15 protein-coding genes and 1 tRNA gene are annotated in these 17,704 nt (G+C 49.3%); 3 read left to right on the top strand and 13 right to left on the bottom strand.

Annotation, left to right across the window (positions count from 1 at the left end; genetic code table 11):
- The first annotated feature begins 70 nt into the window (after positions 1–70).
- Genes CWI81_RS01010 through CWI81_RS01000 form a run of 3 tightly spaced genes read left to right on the top strand, consistent with a single transcriptional unit; the run spans position 71 to position 3,814 of the window.
- On the top strand, positions 71–1,105 hold the full coding sequence (locus tag CWI81_RS01010) for a Fe(3+) ABC transporter substrate-binding protein (protein ID WP_126783383.1): 1,035 nt from the start codon (positions 71–73) through the stop codon (positions 1,103–1,105).
- Positions 1,106–1,123: 18 nt separating this feature from the next.
- Positions 1,124–2,749, top strand: a complete 1,626-nt coding sequence (locus CWI81_RS01005) for an ABC transporter permease (RefSeq protein WP_126783382.1) — start codon at positions 1,124–1,126, stop codon at positions 2,747–2,749.
- Positions 2,750–3,814 carry an ABC transporter ATP-binding protein gene (locus CWI81_RS01000; protein ID WP_126783381.1) on the top strand — a complete coding sequence of 355 codons (1,065 nt, stop codon included), beginning with the start codon at positions 2,750–2,752 and terminating at the stop codon, positions 3,812–3,814.
- A gap of 607 nt (positions 3,815–4,421) precedes the next feature.
- On the opposite strand, the gene CWI81_RS00995 is transcribed toward CWI81_RS01000, so the two are convergent.
- The 13 genes from CWI81_RS00995 to CWI81_RS00935 all read right to left on the bottom strand — a co-directional run bounded on the left by CWI81_RS00995 (position 4,422) and on the right by CWI81_RS00935 (position 17,314).
- The gene (locus tag CWI81_RS00995; RefSeq protein WP_126783380.1) at positions 4,422–5,366 is read right to left on the bottom strand and encodes a CorA family divalent cation transporter; all 945 of its coding nucleotides are present in this window, start codon (positions 5,364–5,366) and stop codon (positions 4,422–4,424) included.
- Positions 5,366–5,833, bottom strand: a complete 468-nt coding sequence (gene bfr / locus CWI81_RS00990; protein ID WP_126783379.1) for a bacterioferritin — start codon at positions 5,831–5,833, stop codon at positions 5,366–5,368. Before bfr (CWI81_RS00990) ends, CWI81_RS00995 begins: the two co-directional genes overlap by 1 nt.
- Before the next feature lies 1 nt (position 5,834).
- Positions 5,835–6,311, bottom strand: coding sequence for a bacterioferritin (gene bfr, locus CWI81_RS00985; protein ID WP_126783378.1), 477 nt, complete (start codon positions 6,309–6,311; stop codon positions 5,835–5,837).
- A 41-nt stretch (positions 6,312–6,352) separates the two neighbouring features.
- The gene (locus CWI81_RS12900; RefSeq protein ID WP_338067603.1) at positions 6,353–6,814 is read right to left on the bottom strand and encodes a bacterioferritin-associated ferredoxin; all 462 of its coding nucleotides are present in this window, start codon (positions 6,812–6,814) and stop codon (positions 6,353–6,355) included.
- A 341-nt stretch (positions 6,815–7,155) separates the two neighbouring features.
- The gene (locus CWI81_RS00975) at positions 7,156–7,692 is read right to left on the bottom strand and encodes an REP-associated tyrosine transposase (RefSeq protein ID WP_126783377.1); all 537 of its coding nucleotides are present in this window, start codon (positions 7,690–7,692) and stop codon (positions 7,156–7,158) included.
- A 657-nt stretch (positions 7,693–8,349) separates the two neighbouring features.
- Positions 8,350–9,327 (bottom strand): calcium/sodium antiporter, encoded by a 978-nt coding sequence (locus CWI81_RS00970; protein ID WP_126783376.1) that lies wholly within the window; start codon positions 9,325–9,327, stop codon positions 8,350–8,352.
- A 55-nt stretch (positions 9,328–9,382) separates the two neighbouring features.
- Complete coding sequence (locus CWI81_RS00965) at positions 9,383–11,278, bottom strand: acetate--CoA ligase (protein ID WP_126783375.1); 1,896 nt, start codon at positions 11,276–11,278, stop codon at positions 9,383–9,385.
- A gap of 143 nt (positions 11,279–11,421) precedes the next feature.
- Positions 11,422–11,509: transfer RNA gene (locus CWI81_RS00960), tRNA-Ser, on the bottom strand.
- Positions 11,510–11,591: 82 nt separating this feature from the next.
- A complete protein-coding gene (locus CWI81_RS00955) occupies positions 11,592–13,220 on the bottom strand; it encodes a methyl-accepting chemotaxis protein (protein WP_126783374.1) in 1,629 nt (542 codons plus the stop codon).
- A 106-nt stretch (positions 13,221–13,326) separates the two neighbouring features.
- On the bottom strand, positions 13,327–14,388 hold the full coding sequence (locus CWI81_RS00950) for an MBL fold metallo-hydrolase (protein WP_126783373.1): 1,062 nt from the start codon (positions 14,386–14,388) through the stop codon (positions 13,327–13,329).
- Positions 14,324–15,001, bottom strand: a complete 678-nt coding sequence (locus CWI81_RS00945) for a gamma-glutamyl-gamma-aminobutyrate hydrolase family protein (RefSeq protein WP_126783372.1) — start codon at positions 14,999–15,001, stop codon at positions 14,324–14,326. Before CWI81_RS00945 ends, CWI81_RS00950 begins: the two co-directional genes overlap by 65 nt.
- Positions 14,974–15,969: an amidoligase family protein gene (locus CWI81_RS00940; protein WP_126783371.1), complete on the bottom strand. Its 996-nt coding sequence runs from the start codon at positions 15,967–15,969 to the stop codon at positions 14,974–14,976. Before CWI81_RS00940 ends, CWI81_RS00945 begins: the two co-directional genes overlap by 28 nt.
- Entirely contained in the window at positions 15,950–17,314 is a 1,365-nt protein-coding gene (locus tag CWI81_RS00935; protein ID WP_241970361.1) for a M28 family metallopeptidase, read from the bottom strand. Before CWI81_RS00935 ends, CWI81_RS00940 begins: the two co-directional genes overlap by 20 nt.
- Positions 17,315–17,704: the final 390 nt, after the last annotated feature.

Raw genomic sequence — 17,704 nt, 5'->3', positions numbered from 1 at the left:
TGACTATTTATGATAGTCTACTCCACTATAAACTCGTTACATACGCAAATTATTATAAAGAGGTTTCTTTATGGCAATAAAATTCAATAAGTTAACCACAGTAATAGCGCTAGCCAGCGTTGTCACCAGTTTATTGCCGATCGCGGCTAACGCAGCAGAGGTTAATGTCTATTCTTCTCGCAAAGAAGCGTTAATTAAACCACTACTAGACCAGTTTAGTGAAAAAACCGGGATTGAGGTGAATTTATTAACCGGTAATTCGGATGCGTTGCTAGCGCGGCTCAAATCAGAAGGCGAAAATACACCCGCTGATTTGTTCTTAACCGTTGATGCCGGCGCCCTGCACCGAGCCGTAACCGCTGGCGTTTTTCAGCCGGTTGCTTCGCAAACTATTAATCAGGTTGTACCTGAAGAGTTCCGCTCTGGCGACGATCAATGGGTCGGTTTAAGCTTGCGAGCGCGTCCAATTTTTTACTCGCCGGAACGCGTTGACCCCGAGCAACTCGAAGACTACATGTCACTTGCTGATGAACAGTGGAATGACCGTGTTTGCATTCGCTCATCCAATAATCTGTACAACCAGTCCTTGGTGGCCTCATTGATTGACCATCACGGTGCCGAAAAAACAGAACAGTGGGCAGAAGAGTTTGTCGAAAACTTTGCTCGCAAACCGGTCGGTGGCGACCGCGACCAAATTAAAGGCGTTGCCTTTGGTATCTGCGATATCGCAGTAGCAAACACTTACTACTTTGGCCATATGCTGAATTCTGACGACGCGGAAGAAAAAGCAGCCGCCGAAAAAGTGAAAATATTTTGGCCAGCACAAGACGCCCAGGGCGCTCACGTCAATGTGTCAGGTATTGGCATTACCGAGCATGCCAACAATGTGACCGAAGCAAAGCAACTGATCGAGTTTTTGCTCTCCGAAGAGTCGCAAAAATGGTATGCTGAAGCTAATTATGAATACCCCGTTAGGGAAGGTGTCGCCTGGAGCGAAACTTTGCAACAATGGGGCGACTTCAAAAAAGACGATATTTCCATGGACATCCTGGGCGAAAATAACGCCGATGCAGTACGTTTGATGAACCGTGCTGGCTGGAGATAAATTCAAGGAGAGCAGCACATGACCCGCGGCCCGTTATTGTTGTTCGGAGTTGCGGCATTGATAGGGCTACCACTTATTGTGGTCGCCCTATCTTTGTTAAATCCCCAATGGGATATCCTTGCCCACCTGTGGCAAACGGTTATCCCAGAATATATCAACCATTCACTGATCCTGTTGGTTTCGGTGGGGATTGGTGTAACCATTTTAGGGGTAAGCACTGCCTGGTGTGTCAGTCAATTTGACTTTCCGGGCTGGCGTTGGGTCAGCTGGGGCTTATTGCTACCGCTGGCGATGCCAGCTTATATTACCGCTTATACCTACACCGGATTACTCGACTACGCCGGCCCTGTGCAACAGGCCCTACGGTCTATTTTTGATTTACAAATCGGTGGCTACTGGTTTCCTCAGATTCGCAGCTTAGGCGGCGCTGTCTTTGTGCTGTGCGTGGTGCTCTACCCCTATGTGTACCTGATCACCAGAGCGGCCTTTATGCAACAATCCACCGCCGCATTTGAAAGTGCCCGAACTATGGGTGCCGGACCCTGGAAGAGTTTTTGGCGGGTCGCGATGCCACTCGCGCGCCCGGCCATCGCCACCGGTGTTACGTTAGCATTAATGGAGACGCTGGCCGATTACGGTACCATGGAATATTTTGGTGTTACCGTCTTTACTACCGGTATTTTCCGCACCTGGTACGGCATTGGTGATACTCAGGGCGCTTTGCAACTAGCCGCTATCCTACTGCTATTTGTGATTGTTTTGATTTTAGTCGAACGCTACTCGCGCAGACGAGCCAAGTTTTATCAGCGTCGCAGCGACGGACAGCAAATGCGTAAGCCGTTAAAAGGTCGGCAAGCAGCGGCCGCAGCGCTGGTATGCTGGTTACCCATTTTACTCGGCTTTTTAATTCCAGCCTCACAATTACTGATTTGGTCTATTGAACGAGCCGAAACCTGGACCCAACCCGAGTTCTGGGAGTTAACTTTTAATACTCTATGGTTGGGCTTATTGGCAGCCTCGATCACCGTATTGTTAGCGCTTTGGTTGGCCTATGGCCGCCGCCGTCACCCAACCAAACCATTGCGCGCTGCCATCAGTTTGGCTGGTTTGGGTTATGCTATCCCGGGCATTGTTATTGCCGTCGGCTTGTTGTCACCATTGGCGTGGATGGATCATCGCATCATCGACTTTAGCCGCTGGGCGTTTGATATTAACCCAGGGTTGCTTCTATCCGGCACCGTAGTCGCACTATTATTTGCCTACAGCGTCCGCTTTTTGTCAGTATCGCTACAAACCGTTAGCTCCGGCCTTGAACAGATTACGCCACAGATGGATGATACCGCCCGAACCCTGGGTGCATCCCCCAGACGTATCTTGTGGCGAGTACACCTACCGTTACTGCGTAGCTCTTTATTAGCAGCGTTAATTCTGGTGTTGGTCGACGTAATGAAAGAATTGCCAGCCACGCTAGTATTAAGGCCATTTGATTTTAATACACTGGCAGTACGAGCATTCGAAATGGCTTCCGATGAGCGTCTGGCAGATGCCGGTCCACCGGCGTTAATGATTGTCGCAGTCGGTTTAATTCCGGTGATGATGTTGTCACGTGCCCTAAAAACGCAAAGTATAAAGACAGGAGACTAAATGAGCGCGCTATTAAGCCTTAAAAAGGTCGCCATTCAATTAGCCGGACACCGGATTGTCGACGAGCTAAGTTTTGACCTTGAACCAGGCGACATTGGTTGTTTAATGGGCCCCTCGGGATGTGGCAAAACCACATTATTGCGTGCGATAGCCGGATTTACTCCTATTTCTAACGGGAGCATTGAGCTACATGGTCAGTTAGTTTCTGACAGTGGTAAATCTGTGCCAACAGAGCAACGTCAAGTTGGCATGATGTTTCAGGATTTTTCGTTGTTTCCGCATCTTAATGTTGCCGACAACATTCGATTTGGTATTGAACATTTACCCTCAACTGAGCAAGAGCAGCGTATTAAAGAACTATTACAACGGATTGGTTTAAACGGCTATCAAAAGCGCTTTCCACATGAGCTTTCCGGCGGCCAGCAGCAACGCATAGCGCTTGCCCGCGCATTGGCGCCAAAACCTCAATTAATGTTACTCGATGAACCCTTTTCCAGTCTGGATGCTGAACTGCGTGAGTTATTGGCACAAGACGTGCGCTTTTTGTTAAAAGAAGAAGGCATTACCGCGTTGCTGGTTACGCATGATCAGCAAGAGGCATTCGCCATGGCGGATAAAGCCGGGGTTATGTATTCGGGCCAGTTATTGCAATGGAATACACCTTACGAACTGTATCACGAGCCTCAACACCAACTCGTTGCAGACTTTATCGGCCGCGGTGTGTTGTTGCAGGGACAGATTCGAGAACACCAACTGCATTGTGCTCTGGGTGTTATTGATCACGAGATATTGTGTGAGCAAGGCAACCACGATGTGACCTTTTTAGTGCGTCCTGATGATGTCATTATTACCGATCGTGCTGATAGCAAGCTCACAGCCGTTGTCACCGGTCGCGGTTTTCGGGGATCGCATTATCTGTACACATTAGAGCTGCCCGACACCTCTCAAGTGCTTGCCGTGGGTGCTTCGCACCAACCATTAAACGAAGGCACCCAAGTCGGCATCGACATCGACTTCGACCACCTCGTCGTATTTGACTCCGACGTCTGCGAACTGCCGGATTAGGGGCAATATTCCGGCATCGCGGAGGCCCGGAGGTTTTTTGCGGGCATCGCGCAAGCCCCGATTGATGGTATTTCGGGCATCACGGCGTCCCGATTGATGGTATTTCGGGCATCGCGGAGTCCCGATTGATGGTATTTCGGGCATCGCGGAGTCCCGGAGAGGTGCCACAGATCCATCTACCGAGGGTAGCAACAACCACCTGCCCCTTCGGCAAGCCGAAGGCTACCCGCGATATGAACGGATTTCCGGAAATCATCGGTATAGAGCATTTAAAACCAATCGTGGTTCAAAAAGAAAAATCCCGGAGGTTCCGGAATATAATTCAGATCGTGGGTAACCGTCGGCTTGCCGACGGGGCGATGCCCCACCACCCCGGATATAAATTCAGATCGTGGGTAGCCGTCGGCTCGCCGACGGGGCGATGCCGGGGTCTCCCGGAAGCCATCGGCATTGAGCATTTAACACCGATAGTGTTCAAAAAGCGATATCCCCACCACCCCGGATATAATTCAGATCGTAAGTACCCGTTGGCTCGCCGACGGGGGGATATCCCCGCCATCCGGGATGTAAATTCATATCGTAGGTAGCCGTTGGCTTGCCGAAGGCATTACCAAAACCGCAAACGCCGTAGCAGCAGGAATTCGACGATGGCAATGCCAACCAGCGCCCAGGCGAAAATCTCGAAGGCATTTTCGTTTTCAACACCAGGCATCCCACCTATATTAATGCCGAACACACCGGTCAAGAAACTAAGTGGTAAAAATACGCCAGCGATAACGGACAACCAATAGGTGTTACGATTCATCTTTTCGGCGACCGCCTGCTGCAACAGCTCACGCTGCATCCACAATTGCTCCAGCATCAAATCAATCTGCTCGAGCAGTCGCTGCGTCGTGTCTCGCTCATTCAGCAACCACTGATGCAGCTCGTTATCGGTCCAACGCTCACTTTCCGTGGTAAATTTATCCAGCGCCGCTAACTGGGGCCGAACAAACCGGTTTAATCGCAATAGGCGACGATGCAAGGTACTTAAAACACTTTGCTGTTCCGCCGTTTTATTAAAGCCTTCCAGTTCCATCTGTTCGATTTTTATTTCAACCGAATCAATCACATCCTCAATTCGAAGGTTTAACTGCTCAACCAGATGCACCAAGAAATCGTTCAAATTATCCGGGCCATCCTGTTTTTCCAGGGACTGTCGAATATGAGAAATCGCCTTAAAAGGCCGTTTGCGGAAGGTAAAAATAGTGCCTTTGTAAGAGAGGATACGCAAACTCAGCATATCCTCCGGCGCAGCACCTTCATTTAAATTAACTCCGCGCAACAACAATACAAAGCCATCTTTCAAACGCTGAAAACGAGGTCTGGTATCTTCCTCAATCATCGCATCAATCAGTGGTTCCGGAATTTCCGCTTGTTTTAACCAGTCATCCAGACCCTCAGTATCGCGTTGCAGATGATACCAGCATCCCGCCTGAGGTTTACCCTCGAGCGACTGTACCCGAGTTGCAGGCTGCTGGCTAAAGTCCCAGGCATCAATAATAAAATCCATTATTTCATGCTCTGTAGGTAAAGCTCCTCGCCTAGCTTGTCCATTAAACCAAGCTGGATTCGCAACCAGTAAGCGTGATCTTCCTCAGTATCCCGCAGAATAGTAATTAGCATGTCACGCGTTACATAGTCCCGCTCTTGTTCACAATACTGAATCACCTCGCGCAAGGTTTTTGCGTTGTTGTACTCAAGTTGAAGATCATTTTCCAACATTTCGCGGACGTTCGACGCAATTGTGTGTTTCTCTCGATTGGCCATATCAGGCTCACCCTCAAGAAACAGAATACGCCGGATTAATAAATCAGCATGGCGTCTTTCATCATCAATTTCATGATTAATACGCTCATAGAGTTTCATCAACCCCATATCTTCGTATTGGCGCGAATGCGAGGTATATTGGTCGATAGAAGTAAGCTCGAAAGCCAGCAAACGATTTAACTGCTCAACAACCTTGTTATCTGCTTTCATACTACTCCCCTTTCTCTACTTGAGTTTGCAGGTAGTTTTCATTACCTAAGCGCGACATTAAGTCGATCTGTGTTTCTAACCAATCAAGATGTTCTTCCTGACTATCAAGAATCTTATTCAGCATATCCCGACTCACATAGTCCTGGAACTCTTCACAGCAGCGGACCGCGTCGCGAATTGCGCTGATATCCTGAAACTGAACCTGATGATCCAGTTCAATCATCTCCCGCGGATCTTCACCGATATACAGCTTGCCAAGCTCTTGCAGATTAGGCATGCCTTCCAGAAATAAAACCCGCTCAATAATGTCATCGGCGTGTTTCATTTCGTTAATCGATGCCCGGTAAACCATTGAGTTTAGATTATCAAAACCCCAGTTTTGATACATGCGGGCGTGCAGGAAGTATTGATTAATTGCGGTTAATTTTAGCGTCAGCACTTTATTCAGTTGCTGAATGACTTTAGCGTCACCTTTCATATGCGGTGTACTCCTTAGGCTATTTCTTATAAGAAATTAACTTAAGTGTAGCACACCGATGCAGGAATTTTAGCGGGGTTATTCGAGTTAGAGTTTTGGTTATTGTCGCGGGCCGATAAAGCTTCTTGCAGTGTCTCTTTTGCACACTGCTTACAACATCCGCACTGAGACGCCACGCCGTACTGCTGACGCAGATCGCGCATAGATTCAACGTCCCCACAGGCCACTGCCTTATGGATTGTCTTATCATTTACACCTTTGCACAAACAGACATACATTCGCGTCTCTCCTCTATTAATACGTAGATTAGCGCAAATGCGAATTGTTTGCAATACCTTCGGCAAGCCGAAGGCTACCCACGATCTGAATAGATTCCTCTGAACCACCGACATTGAGATTTTAACACCGGTAGCGGTTTGAAAAGCAATACCCCAGGCCATCCCGGATATAAATTCAAATCGTGGGTACCCGTTGGCTTGCCGACGGTGGGATGCCGGGGCCATCGCGGAAGCCCCAGAGATGGCATTTCGGGCATCCCGGAGACCCGGAGAGTGCCAATTTTAAGCATCACGGAAGCCCCTAGGGGTGCGACGGATCCAGCCATCGAGGGTGGCGACGACCACCTGCCCCTTCGGCGAGCCGAAGGCTACCCACGATATGAAGACGTTCCTCTGAACCATCGGCATAGAGCATTTAACACCGGTAGCGGTTTGAAAAGCAATACCCCAGGCCATCCCGGATATAAATTCAAATCGTGGGTACCCGTTGGCTTGCCGACGGGGCAATGCCAGGGCCTCCTCGATCCCATTTCATATCGCGGGTACCCGTTGGCTTGCCGACGGGGCTATTCCCATTGGCTTTGCAAATATTTCCATTCCAGGGGGTATTTACCTTGCTTAATGAACTCGCGCAGGGTCGAATATGGCCAATCCCAGGCCGTTGGGGCGTAGCCGTGTTTTACCGGATTATATAAACAATACTTAACGCAGCGTTCATAGTCGGCATTTTCGCGTATCCGGTGTTCGAAAAATCCGTTGTGCCAAAGTTGCCCCATTTCCCGTCGACGACGCCATTTGAATTTATCGTTTAAGCAATAGTTTTTAGCGGATAGCTCTGGTAATTGCCGTGTCATTTCACTCTTTAATCGGCCAATAAAACGACCCAGCTCAATATGTTTAGTGCGAATCACAAAGTGCATATGGTCCGGCATAATAACCCAGGCATGGTTTTCGAAGGGGTAGCGATATTTAGTCTTAGCCAGCGCATGACGAAAAGCCTTGAGAGTATGTTCCTCAAGTAATAGCGGCTCGCGTTGATAGGTATTGATTGTGACAAAATACAAATCCGGCGGATAAAATTTTCTAAGCTTCCATTTTTTCATTCTTCCATTGAAGAACGAAATCAGAGCCCCTGCCCGCGAATATCGTGGCAAATTTTATGCGATATTGACGGTTTTTAATTGCGCGTGGGATTCTATTTGTATCGCGGGAGCCCGCGAGAGGTGCGACGGATCCCGCCATCGAGGGTGGCGACGACCACCTGCCCCTTCGGCAAGCCGAAGGCTACCTGCGATCTGAAGGGATTTTCGGAAGCCATCAGAATCAGAGCTCTTAACACCGATCGTCGTTTGAAAAGCGATATGTCCACCATCGCGGGAGCCCCGAGGGGTGCCTCGGATCCAGCCATCGAAGGTGGCGACGACCTCCTGCTCCTTCGGCGAGCCGAAGGGTACCTGCGATCTGAAGGGATTTTCGGAAGCCATCAGAATCAGAGCTCTTAACACCGATCGTCGTTTGAAAAGCGATATCCCCGGCCATCACGGATATAAATTCAAATCGTGGGTAACCGTTGGCTTGCCGACGGGGGATACCCCAGGCCATCCCGGATATAAATTCATATCGTGGGTAGCCGTTGGCTTGCCGACGGTGGGATACCCCGGCCATCCCGAATATCATTCATATCGTGGGTACCCGTCGGCTTGCCGACGGGCGATGCCGACGGGGGTTTCCGGGGGCACCCCGGAAGCCCGGAGGGGCCGCTATAGCGCCGGGGCGAAGCCGGTGGTGGCGAGATAAATACAATAGGCGACGTACATAATCAAAAAGGAGATACCATGTATTCGGTTTATACGCCCGACGCGCTTAATCCGTAGGGAGAACAGCAATAGCAGCAGCGTCAGTGCGGCCATGGTGACCCAGTCGCGGTATAGTACTAGTGGCTCCAGAGAAATCGGGTGAATTGCGCCGGCAATACCAACCACGGCCATGGTATTGAACATATTCGAACCAATCACATTGCCCAATGCAAGGTCATGCTCATTCTTACGCACCGCTGCAATCGCCGAAGCTAGCTCAGGCAATGAAGTACCTATTGCAACCACGGTTAAGCCAATCACCAAGTCGCTGACACCCAGTGCCTGCGAAATATTTACCGCGCCCCAAACCAGTGCGCGTGAACTTAGCACCAATAACACTAAGCCGACGATCAGCCAAATAATCGCGGGCTTCAACGAAATCGGGTGCGAATCCAGCTCTTGGGTAAATTCGGTAGCTAAGCTGTCATCGCTACTTTTACTGCCAATATAAACCGACCAGCCCATATACGCCAAAAACAAGGCAAGCAACACCCAGGCTTCTACCTCGGTAATATTAAAGTCCCACAAGAACGCCGCACTTAGCAGTGTAATTGCGATTAATACCGGCATTTCGCGTCTTATCACGCCCGACTGTACGGTAATTGGCGCTAATACTGCTGTTAGACCCAACACTAAAGCAATGTTGGTAATATTAGACCCATACGCATTACCCAGGGCTAACGCAGGGCTGCCTTCCAGTGAAGCAAGTGCAGACACCACCATTTCAGGAGCCGAGGTGCCGAAACCAATAATTACCATACCGATAATGAGAGGCGGCATCCCTAAATGACGAGCCACGGCTGCGGAGCCTTCAACAAAACGGTCGGCACTCCAAACTAAAACAGCCAGACCGGTAATTATTGCAACAATGGATAACGTCATTAATAACCCTTTGAAAGTGATTTAATTAATGGCGTATTTTAGCCTGTTGTAACCACTATTGGCTAGCCTTGCTTTGCTCCTCAATACACGCCTGAATCGCCTCAATACTATTGGAGTCATCAATCGTAGACGGGATAGCGACATCTTCTCGCTGTAACAATTGCCGAATCAACCGACGTAAAATCTTGCCGGATCGGGTTTTTGGAAGCTTAGGCACAACATATAATGTCTTCAGGCAAGCGATAGCACCAATCTCTCCACGAATGCGCTGTACCAGCTCGTCCTGTAGCTGCTGCGGGTCAATATCGACTTCATTTTTGAGAATCACCAGTCCAATCGGCAATTCCCCTTTTAAATCATCCGGAGTACCGACCACTGCGCACTCTGCCACCGCTGGATGTGCGGCCAGAATTTCTTCCATTTCACCGGTCGATAAACGATGCCCTGCCACATTAATCACGTCATCGGTACGGCCCATAATAAAGACATAACCTTCGTCATCAATATAACCACCATCGCCACTGCAATAATAGCCAGGGAATGCTTTTAAATAACTATCCTGCAGGCGTTGCTCGTCGCCCCATACAGTCGGCAGGCATCCGGGGGGCAGCGGCAGTCGTACGCAAATCGAACCTTCTTCGTTAGCTCCTAACTGCTTGCCAGTGGTATCCAGTACCGTTACCTCATAACCAGGCACCGGCAAACTCGAGGAACCTGGTTTAACGGGGGTTGCCCCAACACCCACTGGGTTTGCACACATTGGCCAACCCGACTCTGTCTGCCACCAATGGTCGTAAACGGGTAATCCGGTCACTTCTGTGGTCCATTCGTACGTGGCGGGATCCAGACGTTCGCCCGCCATATAGACCCGCTGCAGCGAACTAATGTCGTAACGTTTTAAATGCTCAGCCTGAGGGTCTTCTTTTTTAATAGCCCGGAATGCAGTGGGAGCTGAAAAAATTGCCGTAACCTTGTGCTGTTCAACCACGCGCCAGAAAGCGCCAGCATCAGGTGTGTTAATCGGTTTGCCTTCGTACAGAATAGAACTACAACCAAAAATTAACGGCCCGTACACAATGTACGAATGGCCAACCACCCAGCCGACGTCCGAAGCGGTAAAAAACACGTCGCCCGGTTGTAGCCCGTAGACATAATTCATTGAAAAATTAAGTGCCACTGCGTAACCGCCATGGTCGCGCACCACACCTTTGGGCCGTCCAGTCGTGCCAGAGGTATATAAAATATAAAGCGGATGTGTCGCTGCCACCGGTACTGCATCAACCGGCTCAGCGCCTTCCATCAGTTGCTGCCAGTCATGATCACGGCCTTGCTGCAGCTCAGCAAGCTGTTGTTCACGTTGGAATACAATCACGTTTTGAGGTGGCTTTTCAGCTTCAGCTAAAGCCCTGTCAACAATCGGCTTATAAGCCAGTGTTTTGTTGCCTTCGATACCGCAGGACGCGGTCAGCAACATAGCAGGTTCAGCATCGTCAATTCGAATCGCCAGTTCGTGGGCAGCAAAACCGCCGAACACCACCGAGTGAATCGCGCCAATCCGAGCGCAGGCAAGCATAGCAATTGCCGCCTGCGGGATCATCGGCATATAAATAATCACCCGGTCGCCTTTTTCGACGCCCATCGACTGAATAACCCCGGCAAATTTTGCAACTTCGTCCTTAAGTTGCTGGTAGCTATATTTTTCGACGCGATCGGTAACCGGCGAATCATAAATCAACGCATCCTGGTCACCACGACCCGCGTTAACCTGAGCATCCAATGCCAGATAACTGACATTGATTTGACCATCCGGAAACCAGTCCGCCAGCCCATTCTTTTTCACTGCTGCGGCGGTCGTTGGCGGCGTAAACCAATCCAGTCGTTTCGCCTGCTCCAGCCAAAATCCCTCAGGATCTTGTTGTGCTTCGCTGTAAATTTCGTGATATGCCTGCATACTGCTACCTCAAGTCCTTTTAACAACTAGATAACAGCATAGACCTTCACCCGTAATATGGAATTCGACCTTGGTCGAAACCCACATTTGCAATAGTCCAAACAAAAAAAGCCCGCCATAACAGCGAGCTTTCTCTTAAAATCTGGCGGAGAGAGAGGGATTCGAACCCTCGATACGTTGCCGTATACACACTTTCCAGGCGTGCGCCTTCAGCCACTCGGCCACCTCTCCAGAACGGCCGCTATGGTAGGGGTTTTAGCCAGTCTTATCAAGTGCTTTTGCGCTAAATGGCTAAAACTTCGGCTCTCCCTTACTAAACCCGGAAGCGACGCACACGTTCACTCAAGTGTTTCGCCAAATCATTTAACTCGCGACTGGCTTCACTAACCTGTTCAGAGCCAGCAGCTGACTGCTCGGTCGCTTCGGTAATACCATGAAAGTTCTGATTAATTTCGTCGGCAACAGAGCTTTGCTCTTCGGCAGCCGTTGCTATTTGCGCATTCATATCAGTCATTCGTTTAACGGCATCGTTAACTGTCTGCAGTGAATGACCCGCTCGGCGCGCCTGTTCAACACTGGTAGACGCCTGGGTTTTACCGCGTTCCATCACAGACACCGCTTCGCCGGCGCTGCCTTTCATGGTTTCAATGAGCGACTGAATACTCTTGGTCGATTCCTGAGTACGGTTTGCTAATGCTCGAACTTCGTCAGCAACAACAGAGAAACCGCGCCCATGTTCACCGGCCCGCGCTGCCTCAATGGCGGCGTTTAGTGCCAACAGGTTGGTTTGGTCAGCAATACCTTCAATGACTTCCAGTACTTTAGTAATCTCTTCGGTATTGTCACTTAAGTGTCCAATAACCGTTGCCGCATTTTCTACTTCGTGTGCTAAAGACTCTATCGAGCGAATGGTTGACTCAACTTCTTCACCACCGGACTGGGTTTCACGATCTGTTTCATCCGCCAGTTCCGCCGCTTCGTTGGTGTGGCGAGCGACTTCAGACACTGTCTGCGACATCTGATTAATAGCGGCAGCACCCTGGGTGGTTTCGTCTTGTTGCCTGATCACTAATTGCGAATTATTACCGGCGGTTTCTGAGAGCTCATTAGACGAATTCAACAGCTGCTCCGATGAATCCGACACTTCTTTAACCAACCGCTGTAACTGGCGAACCATGCGGTTAACCTGAGCCATCATCGAATCTTGGTACTTGGAGTTGGTCTCTACCGTCAAATCACCATCGGCAATACGCTCTAACATCGTTACCGCGTCTTCCGGCTCACCACCAATGGTGTGCGTTAAGCGACGCACGATCAAATAACTGACAACCGCACCGGCGCCGATCGCTAATACCGTGACTAGCCACATGACCATAGTAAAGCCGTTACTGCGCTCCAGTACGTCATCAACACCCGCCGCTATATTTTTTTCCTCGTAGTCAATAAAGTCATTGATGCGATTCAACCATTCGGCGTAGGCAGGTGATAATTCTCTCAGCACGTAATCCTGGGCCCGTTGGCGCTGGTCTGACGCTAACAACTGCTCCACCTCCACAGAAGTTGCCAGTGCTTGCTGTTGAATATCTTCTATCCGTTCTAATAGTTGCTTTTCTTTACTGGTGACCAAATCGGGGTTGGAAGTAATTTGCGCCATTCCCCGCTCCGCATCCGCATAATTCTTTTTTAACTCAGCGACTAGCGCTCTAAATTCATCGCGCTCAGCAGGGCTTTCTGTCAATACTAAATCACGTAGAGCAATCGCTCTATCATGCACACTACCGCGGAAATTTATCGCATAACGTTGTTTTTCACTACCAACTTCATTAACGCGGGTTAATGTCTTGTTGATTTCATCAACTTGCCAAGTTCCGATAATGGTCGTAGCAATTAATAGTAATATTATAAAAGCAAATCCCGCATATAAGCGGTTGGCAATGGTCATGCAAACTCCAGTCTTGATTGATTATTCTAATATACGAGTATGGTTTACCAATTTAACCGATACTTAGATCAATCAGAACTGGAAAATACCGCTTCACTTAATCGGTTTAGTGATTAAAACTTTTGGTTTCACCCACCGCCATTATCTGAAATTCTTCCGCGGACAGGTCAGCCGCTTCTCGTGCTGCTGTTATGTCATCCAGGGTTTGCTGAATGCCTTCGGCAGCCAACTGAAATGCCCCCCAGTGCATAGTAACACTTTTGGCAGCACCAATCTCTTGATGAATTGTGGTCGCTTCGAGCGGATTAACGTGCGCGACCTGCATGAACCAACGGGGTAAATAAGCGCCTACTGGGTTTAATGCCAGGTCGACTGGCCCAAAGCGCTCGCCAATTTGCTTAAACTGTACCTCGTTGTAGCCAGTATCCCCTCCGAACCAAATGCGCCAGTCATCAATATCAATAACATAACTTGCCCACAGTGTTTCAGAGCGGTCCCATAAGCCGCGTCCTGACCAATGCTGGCTCGGAGTGGCATTAACGGTTAGCGACCCAGCGCTTGCCCCTTGCCACCAATCCAGCTCAGTCACTTTATCTTCAGCAATACCGAGATCCAGAAACCAGGATTTTAATTTTAGCGGAACATAGTAATGAACATCAGGCCCTAATGCCTGAATTGACTCGACATCTAAATGGTCATAATGATCGTGTGAGATAATCACCGCATCAATGGATGGCAACTGCTCTATCTTTATGGGCAAATCTGTTAACCGCTTAGGGCCGGCAAAGCTGACCGGTGACGCCCGCTCACTAAAAATAGGATCAGTTAATACATTTAAACCCTGATACTGTAGTAGAAAGGTCGAATGCCCAATCCAGGTGACCTGTCGTTCTTCGCGTTCCGGGTTTTGAATCGTTTCTATGTCGGCTTCGACAGCCGGTATTAAGTGCGCTTGTTCAGCTTGATCATGCCACTCAACATCACTGAACCAACGCATGTACAAGAACTCGAAAAAGCCCCTGTCCTGAGCAGAACTGTGAGTATTGGTAAAGCCCTCTTCAGTATGCCACGGCTTAGTCGGCTGGTAGGATGGCGACGAACAACTAGCCAGCAGTAGACTGACTACAACCCAACAACCAACGAAAAAGCCGTAACTGACTCGGGACATAAAATAAATACTCCGGGTGCCACTGCACACCAACAATGTGGTACTCCTGATGTTCAGAAGCCTGAATAAAACCATCCAAATCCCAGCCAACGGCTCGCATGCCGTCACCAGTTTTACGGACAATCTGGGAATGCAAGCTATTAACCCGCAGCCGCGGCTTTCGACAAATTGCAGCAACCCGAGAGTCGTCTGCTAATCGCACCTGCTTAGTGGGTAGTAAGCCAGGACGGTTGTAGGTTAATTTACGCAGCTCCCGGATGTTTTGGTTCAACTCGCCACCCAACACCACGTTAATCAGCTGTGAGCCGCGGCAAATCCCTAACAACGGCACCTTTTCTTTAAGTGCCCAATGAATCCACTCAATTTCTAAATCATCACGTTTGCGATCGTATTCGGCATCCGGAGCCGCTTCTTGCTGGTAATGCGACGGGCTTATGTCGTCACCACCACCGATGATCACCGCATCAATACTTGAGTCTGCTGTTACCGCATGGCGAACACTGGCACGTATCGGCCGCGCTCCTAATATTCTTAGCGCGATCCAGGTACACCACCACGACGGCGACCACTTTCTGGCATTGCCGGTTACCACCACCCGCGGTCTATCAGCCATTCATTAATCCTACGTTTCCAATCTGTTTCAGCCACTCCGATAAGTGGCCGGCTTTGTTCTAAAAACTGGCTTCGCCAGTATTCCAATGCTCTCTCATCATTAGCCAGCTTTTCGATCACCCACCAGCCTTTCCAGGGCACGGTTAAGTTCCAGTCCGGTTGTTCAATATGGCAGTTAGGCAATCGATAATGAAAAGTGGGTCGTGACTTTATTTTATCGTCGCCGACCACTTCATAAACACGCTCCGGATCGATATGTGCAAACAGCGGCAGCATATCCAATGCCCTATTCCGCGACGCGTTATGTTCCAGGTAATCGTTGATCAATAGCGGCATAGTGACCGACTCTTGAGCCAGTAACAACCGTAGGTAACTTTCGGGGTATTTATCAATGTAGGGACTGACTTTACGCGTGGTATTAACCTGATGTGCATCGAACAACCACCACTGCAACAATCCGTAAGCCTGTAAGTACCGGTGCAACGCTTCCGATTCTATCTCATCGTCGTCATTAGTGGGCACTTCCGCATTAATATGAACACCGTAAGCCGCTAACCACGACTCATCAGTGCCCCTTGCCCCGGCACTCCGCAATGCATCGGTTAACGGCAGTAATTGTTCGCATTGTTCCAGCGTTAAAGGCGGGCATACAACTTCCAGTGGTACCACTTTTTCGGCTAAATTGCCCACCTCTTTCAACCAGGTTTTTTCACCACTTTGAGATTGCGACTGGCGTTTAGCCACTTTCTTCAAATAGCTCCAATCCAGCTCTATCTGAAACTTACCCAGTTCGGCGTGGGTGATTGTGCGTTCCGCCAGTGAGATATTCTCGATATCACCCTGCAGATGATGCTGCAGGGTATCTAGCGTTTGTTGCACCGAAAGGCCCGAAAACTCTAATTCGAAGCCAACGGTGCACTCACGATCTATCGGTAAAAACGCAGCTTTACTAATCGCTTTCTCCTTCAAACTCTATGGCAAATTCTCCGGCGGGGCCGGGGAATACGACCGGGCTTTCAAAGCCGTCGGTACTAACACTGGCCACACCAAAGACATAGTTATCGATAACAATATTTTCTAAGGTAAACTGGTTCACATCACCCACATAACGGCTCCACTGCCACTGCGGCTCAGAGGTCAAACGCCAGTATATTTTATAGCCGGCAACGTTATCCTGCCCTTTAGCATCATCCCAACTCAGTGTTGTCGATGGCTGCACCGCACCTTCTATGTCAACATTTTGCGGTGGCTCCGGCGCCCAACTCATGCCCGCTAACGATACCGCGTTAAGCGCGGTTAACTTAGCTGCATAGTCAAAATCAACCCCATCAATGGTGTCACCGTATTCAATACCGTCTTCGGTTCTTAAGTCCTGGTGCTGACGGTTGTAATTTTCATTTGTCTCCATGATACGCACACCGGGATATCCCAGATCATTGAAGGGCCGGTGATGACCGCCACGGCCGAAACGGTCCAGTCGATAAACGATCATAGTATCCAGATTTGGAATATAGCGATCCGCCATTAAGTCGACATAACGGGCGACATTTCTAGATGGGGAGTCATTTTCACCGCCATAAAAACGGCGCATGGTTGCCTCGCGGTCGGTCTCATCCATACGTGTACCTTCGGCAAAAATTCGAGCTGTGGTATTATTTATCACACCGTTCACCCCTTCAATGTTGCCGATCATGTCGTTATTCAGCACGGCCATAATGCGCCATTGCTGTTGCTTGGCCTTTTCAGCCAAAATTTTGCCGCCGAACAAGCCCTGCTCTTCGCCAGCAAGCGCCGCGTAAACAACAGAGCCATCAAATTCATATTGAGATAAAACGCGTGCCGCCTCTAAAGTCCCGGCAACACCAGATGCGTTATCGTTGGCCCCTGGCGCGTCCGAGGTGGCATCCATAACATCGCTCACTCGCGAGTCAATGTCACCAGACATGATGGCATAACGGCCCGGATCAGTGTTTCCACGCTGGATAGCAATCACACTTTTCACTTCGGTGGCTTCAGGAATGCGGGTCTCGCCTTCAATGATGTCACTGACATACATGACTTCCAGGCAACCACCGCAGTCAGCGGAAATCCGCTTAAATTCTTCGTAGATCCAACGGCGGGCGGCGCCAATACCTCGACTGTCAGACTCTGTTTCTGACAGTGTGTGACGGGTACCAAATGACACCAGTTTACGAATATCCTGCTCAATCCTATCCGCCTGCACCGCATCTGCAATATCGTGCAATTTCTCTTGGTCTTTGTAGGTTAACGCATCCTGCGCCAACACAGATAACGGCAACAATGCCACTACCATTAGCGTTTTTATTATCTTCATTGCAACACCTAATCAGTTATACAAGTGATAACGATTATGCGGAGCTTATAGTCAGGACGCAAGTTGCCCATCGCAAGGTCCCGGTTCTTGAACGCATAACCGAGACATGCAAACGCAACTTCTATAATGCTTTTTTAACAATTATCTATTATTTTAGGTTTGACCCCGTATGATTGAAGCATTACTATGCAACTTTAAATAATGAGAAACTTGTCTATGTGCAAATACTATGTCATTGCAGGGATTGCTGATAATGGCATACAAACCCGGTTTATCCATGTTGACGGGTGCGACAAACTAAAGTCGTCAGCAATGCCAATGAGCTTAGGTGAATTACATTCCAAGCTGCACGCTCTTGAGTTGGCTCGC

The sequence above is a fragment of the Idiomarina seosinensis genome (genome assembly GCF_003987275.1).
Lineage (GTDB): Bacteria > Pseudomonadota > Gammaproteobacteria > Enterobacterales > Alteromonadaceae > Idiomarina > Idiomarina seosinensis.
The sequence above is the reverse complement of the archived record's forward strand: the minus strand, read 5'-3'. Positions and strand labels throughout refer to the sequence as shown.

Coding starts and splice junctions, on each gene's coding strand:
- CWI81_RS01010 (WP_126783383.1), top strand. CDS start 71: ATGGCAATAAAATTCAATAAGTTAACCACAGTAATAGCGCTAGCCAGC.
- CWI81_RS01005 (WP_126783382.1), top strand. CDS start 1,124: ATGACCCGCGGCCCGTTATTGTTGTTCGGAGTTGCGGCATTGATAGGG.
- CWI81_RS01000 (WP_126783381.1), top strand. CDS start 2,750: ATGAGCGCGCTATTAAGCCTTAAAAAGGTCGCCATTCAATTAGCCGGA.
- CWI81_RS00995 (WP_126783380.1), bottom strand. CDS start 5,366: ATGGATTTTATTATTGATGCCTGGGACTTTAGCCAGCAGCCTGCAACT.
- bfr (WP_126783379.1), bottom strand. CDS start 5,833: ATGAAAGCAGATAACAAGGTTGTTGAGCAGTTAAATCGTTTGCTGGCT.
- bfr (WP_126783378.1), bottom strand. CDS start 6,311: ATGAAAGGTGACGCTAAAGTCATTCAGCAACTGAATAAAGTGCTGACG.
- CWI81_RS12900 (WP_338067603.1), bottom strand. CDS start 6,814: ATGGCCCCGGCATCCCACCGTCGGCAAGCCAACGGGTACCCACGATTT.
- CWI81_RS00975 (WP_126783377.1), bottom strand. CDS start 7,692: ATGAAAAAATGGAAGCTTAGAAAATTTTATCCGCCGGATTTGTATTTT.
- CWI81_RS00970 (WP_126783376.1), bottom strand. CDS start 9,327: ATGACGTTATCCATTGTTGCAATAATTACCGGTCTGGCTGTTTTAGTT.
- CWI81_RS00965 (WP_126783375.1), bottom strand. CDS start 11,278: ATGCAGGCATATCACGAAATTTACAGCGAAGCACAACAAGATCCTGAG.
- CWI81_RS00955 (WP_126783374.1), bottom strand. CDS start 13,220: ATGACCATTGCCAACCGCTTATATGCGGGATTTGCTTTTATAATATTA.
- CWI81_RS00950 (WP_126783373.1), bottom strand. CDS start 14,388: ATGTCCCGAGTCAGTTACGGCTTTTTCGTTGGTTGTTGGGTTGTAGTC.
- CWI81_RS00945 (WP_126783372.1), bottom strand. CDS start 15,001: ATGGCTGATAGACCGCGGGTGGTGGTAACCGGCAATGCCAGAAAGTGG.
- CWI81_RS00935 (WP_241970361.1), bottom strand. CDS start 17,314: ATGGTAGTGGCATTGTTGCCGTTATCTGTGTTGGCGCAGGATGCGTTA.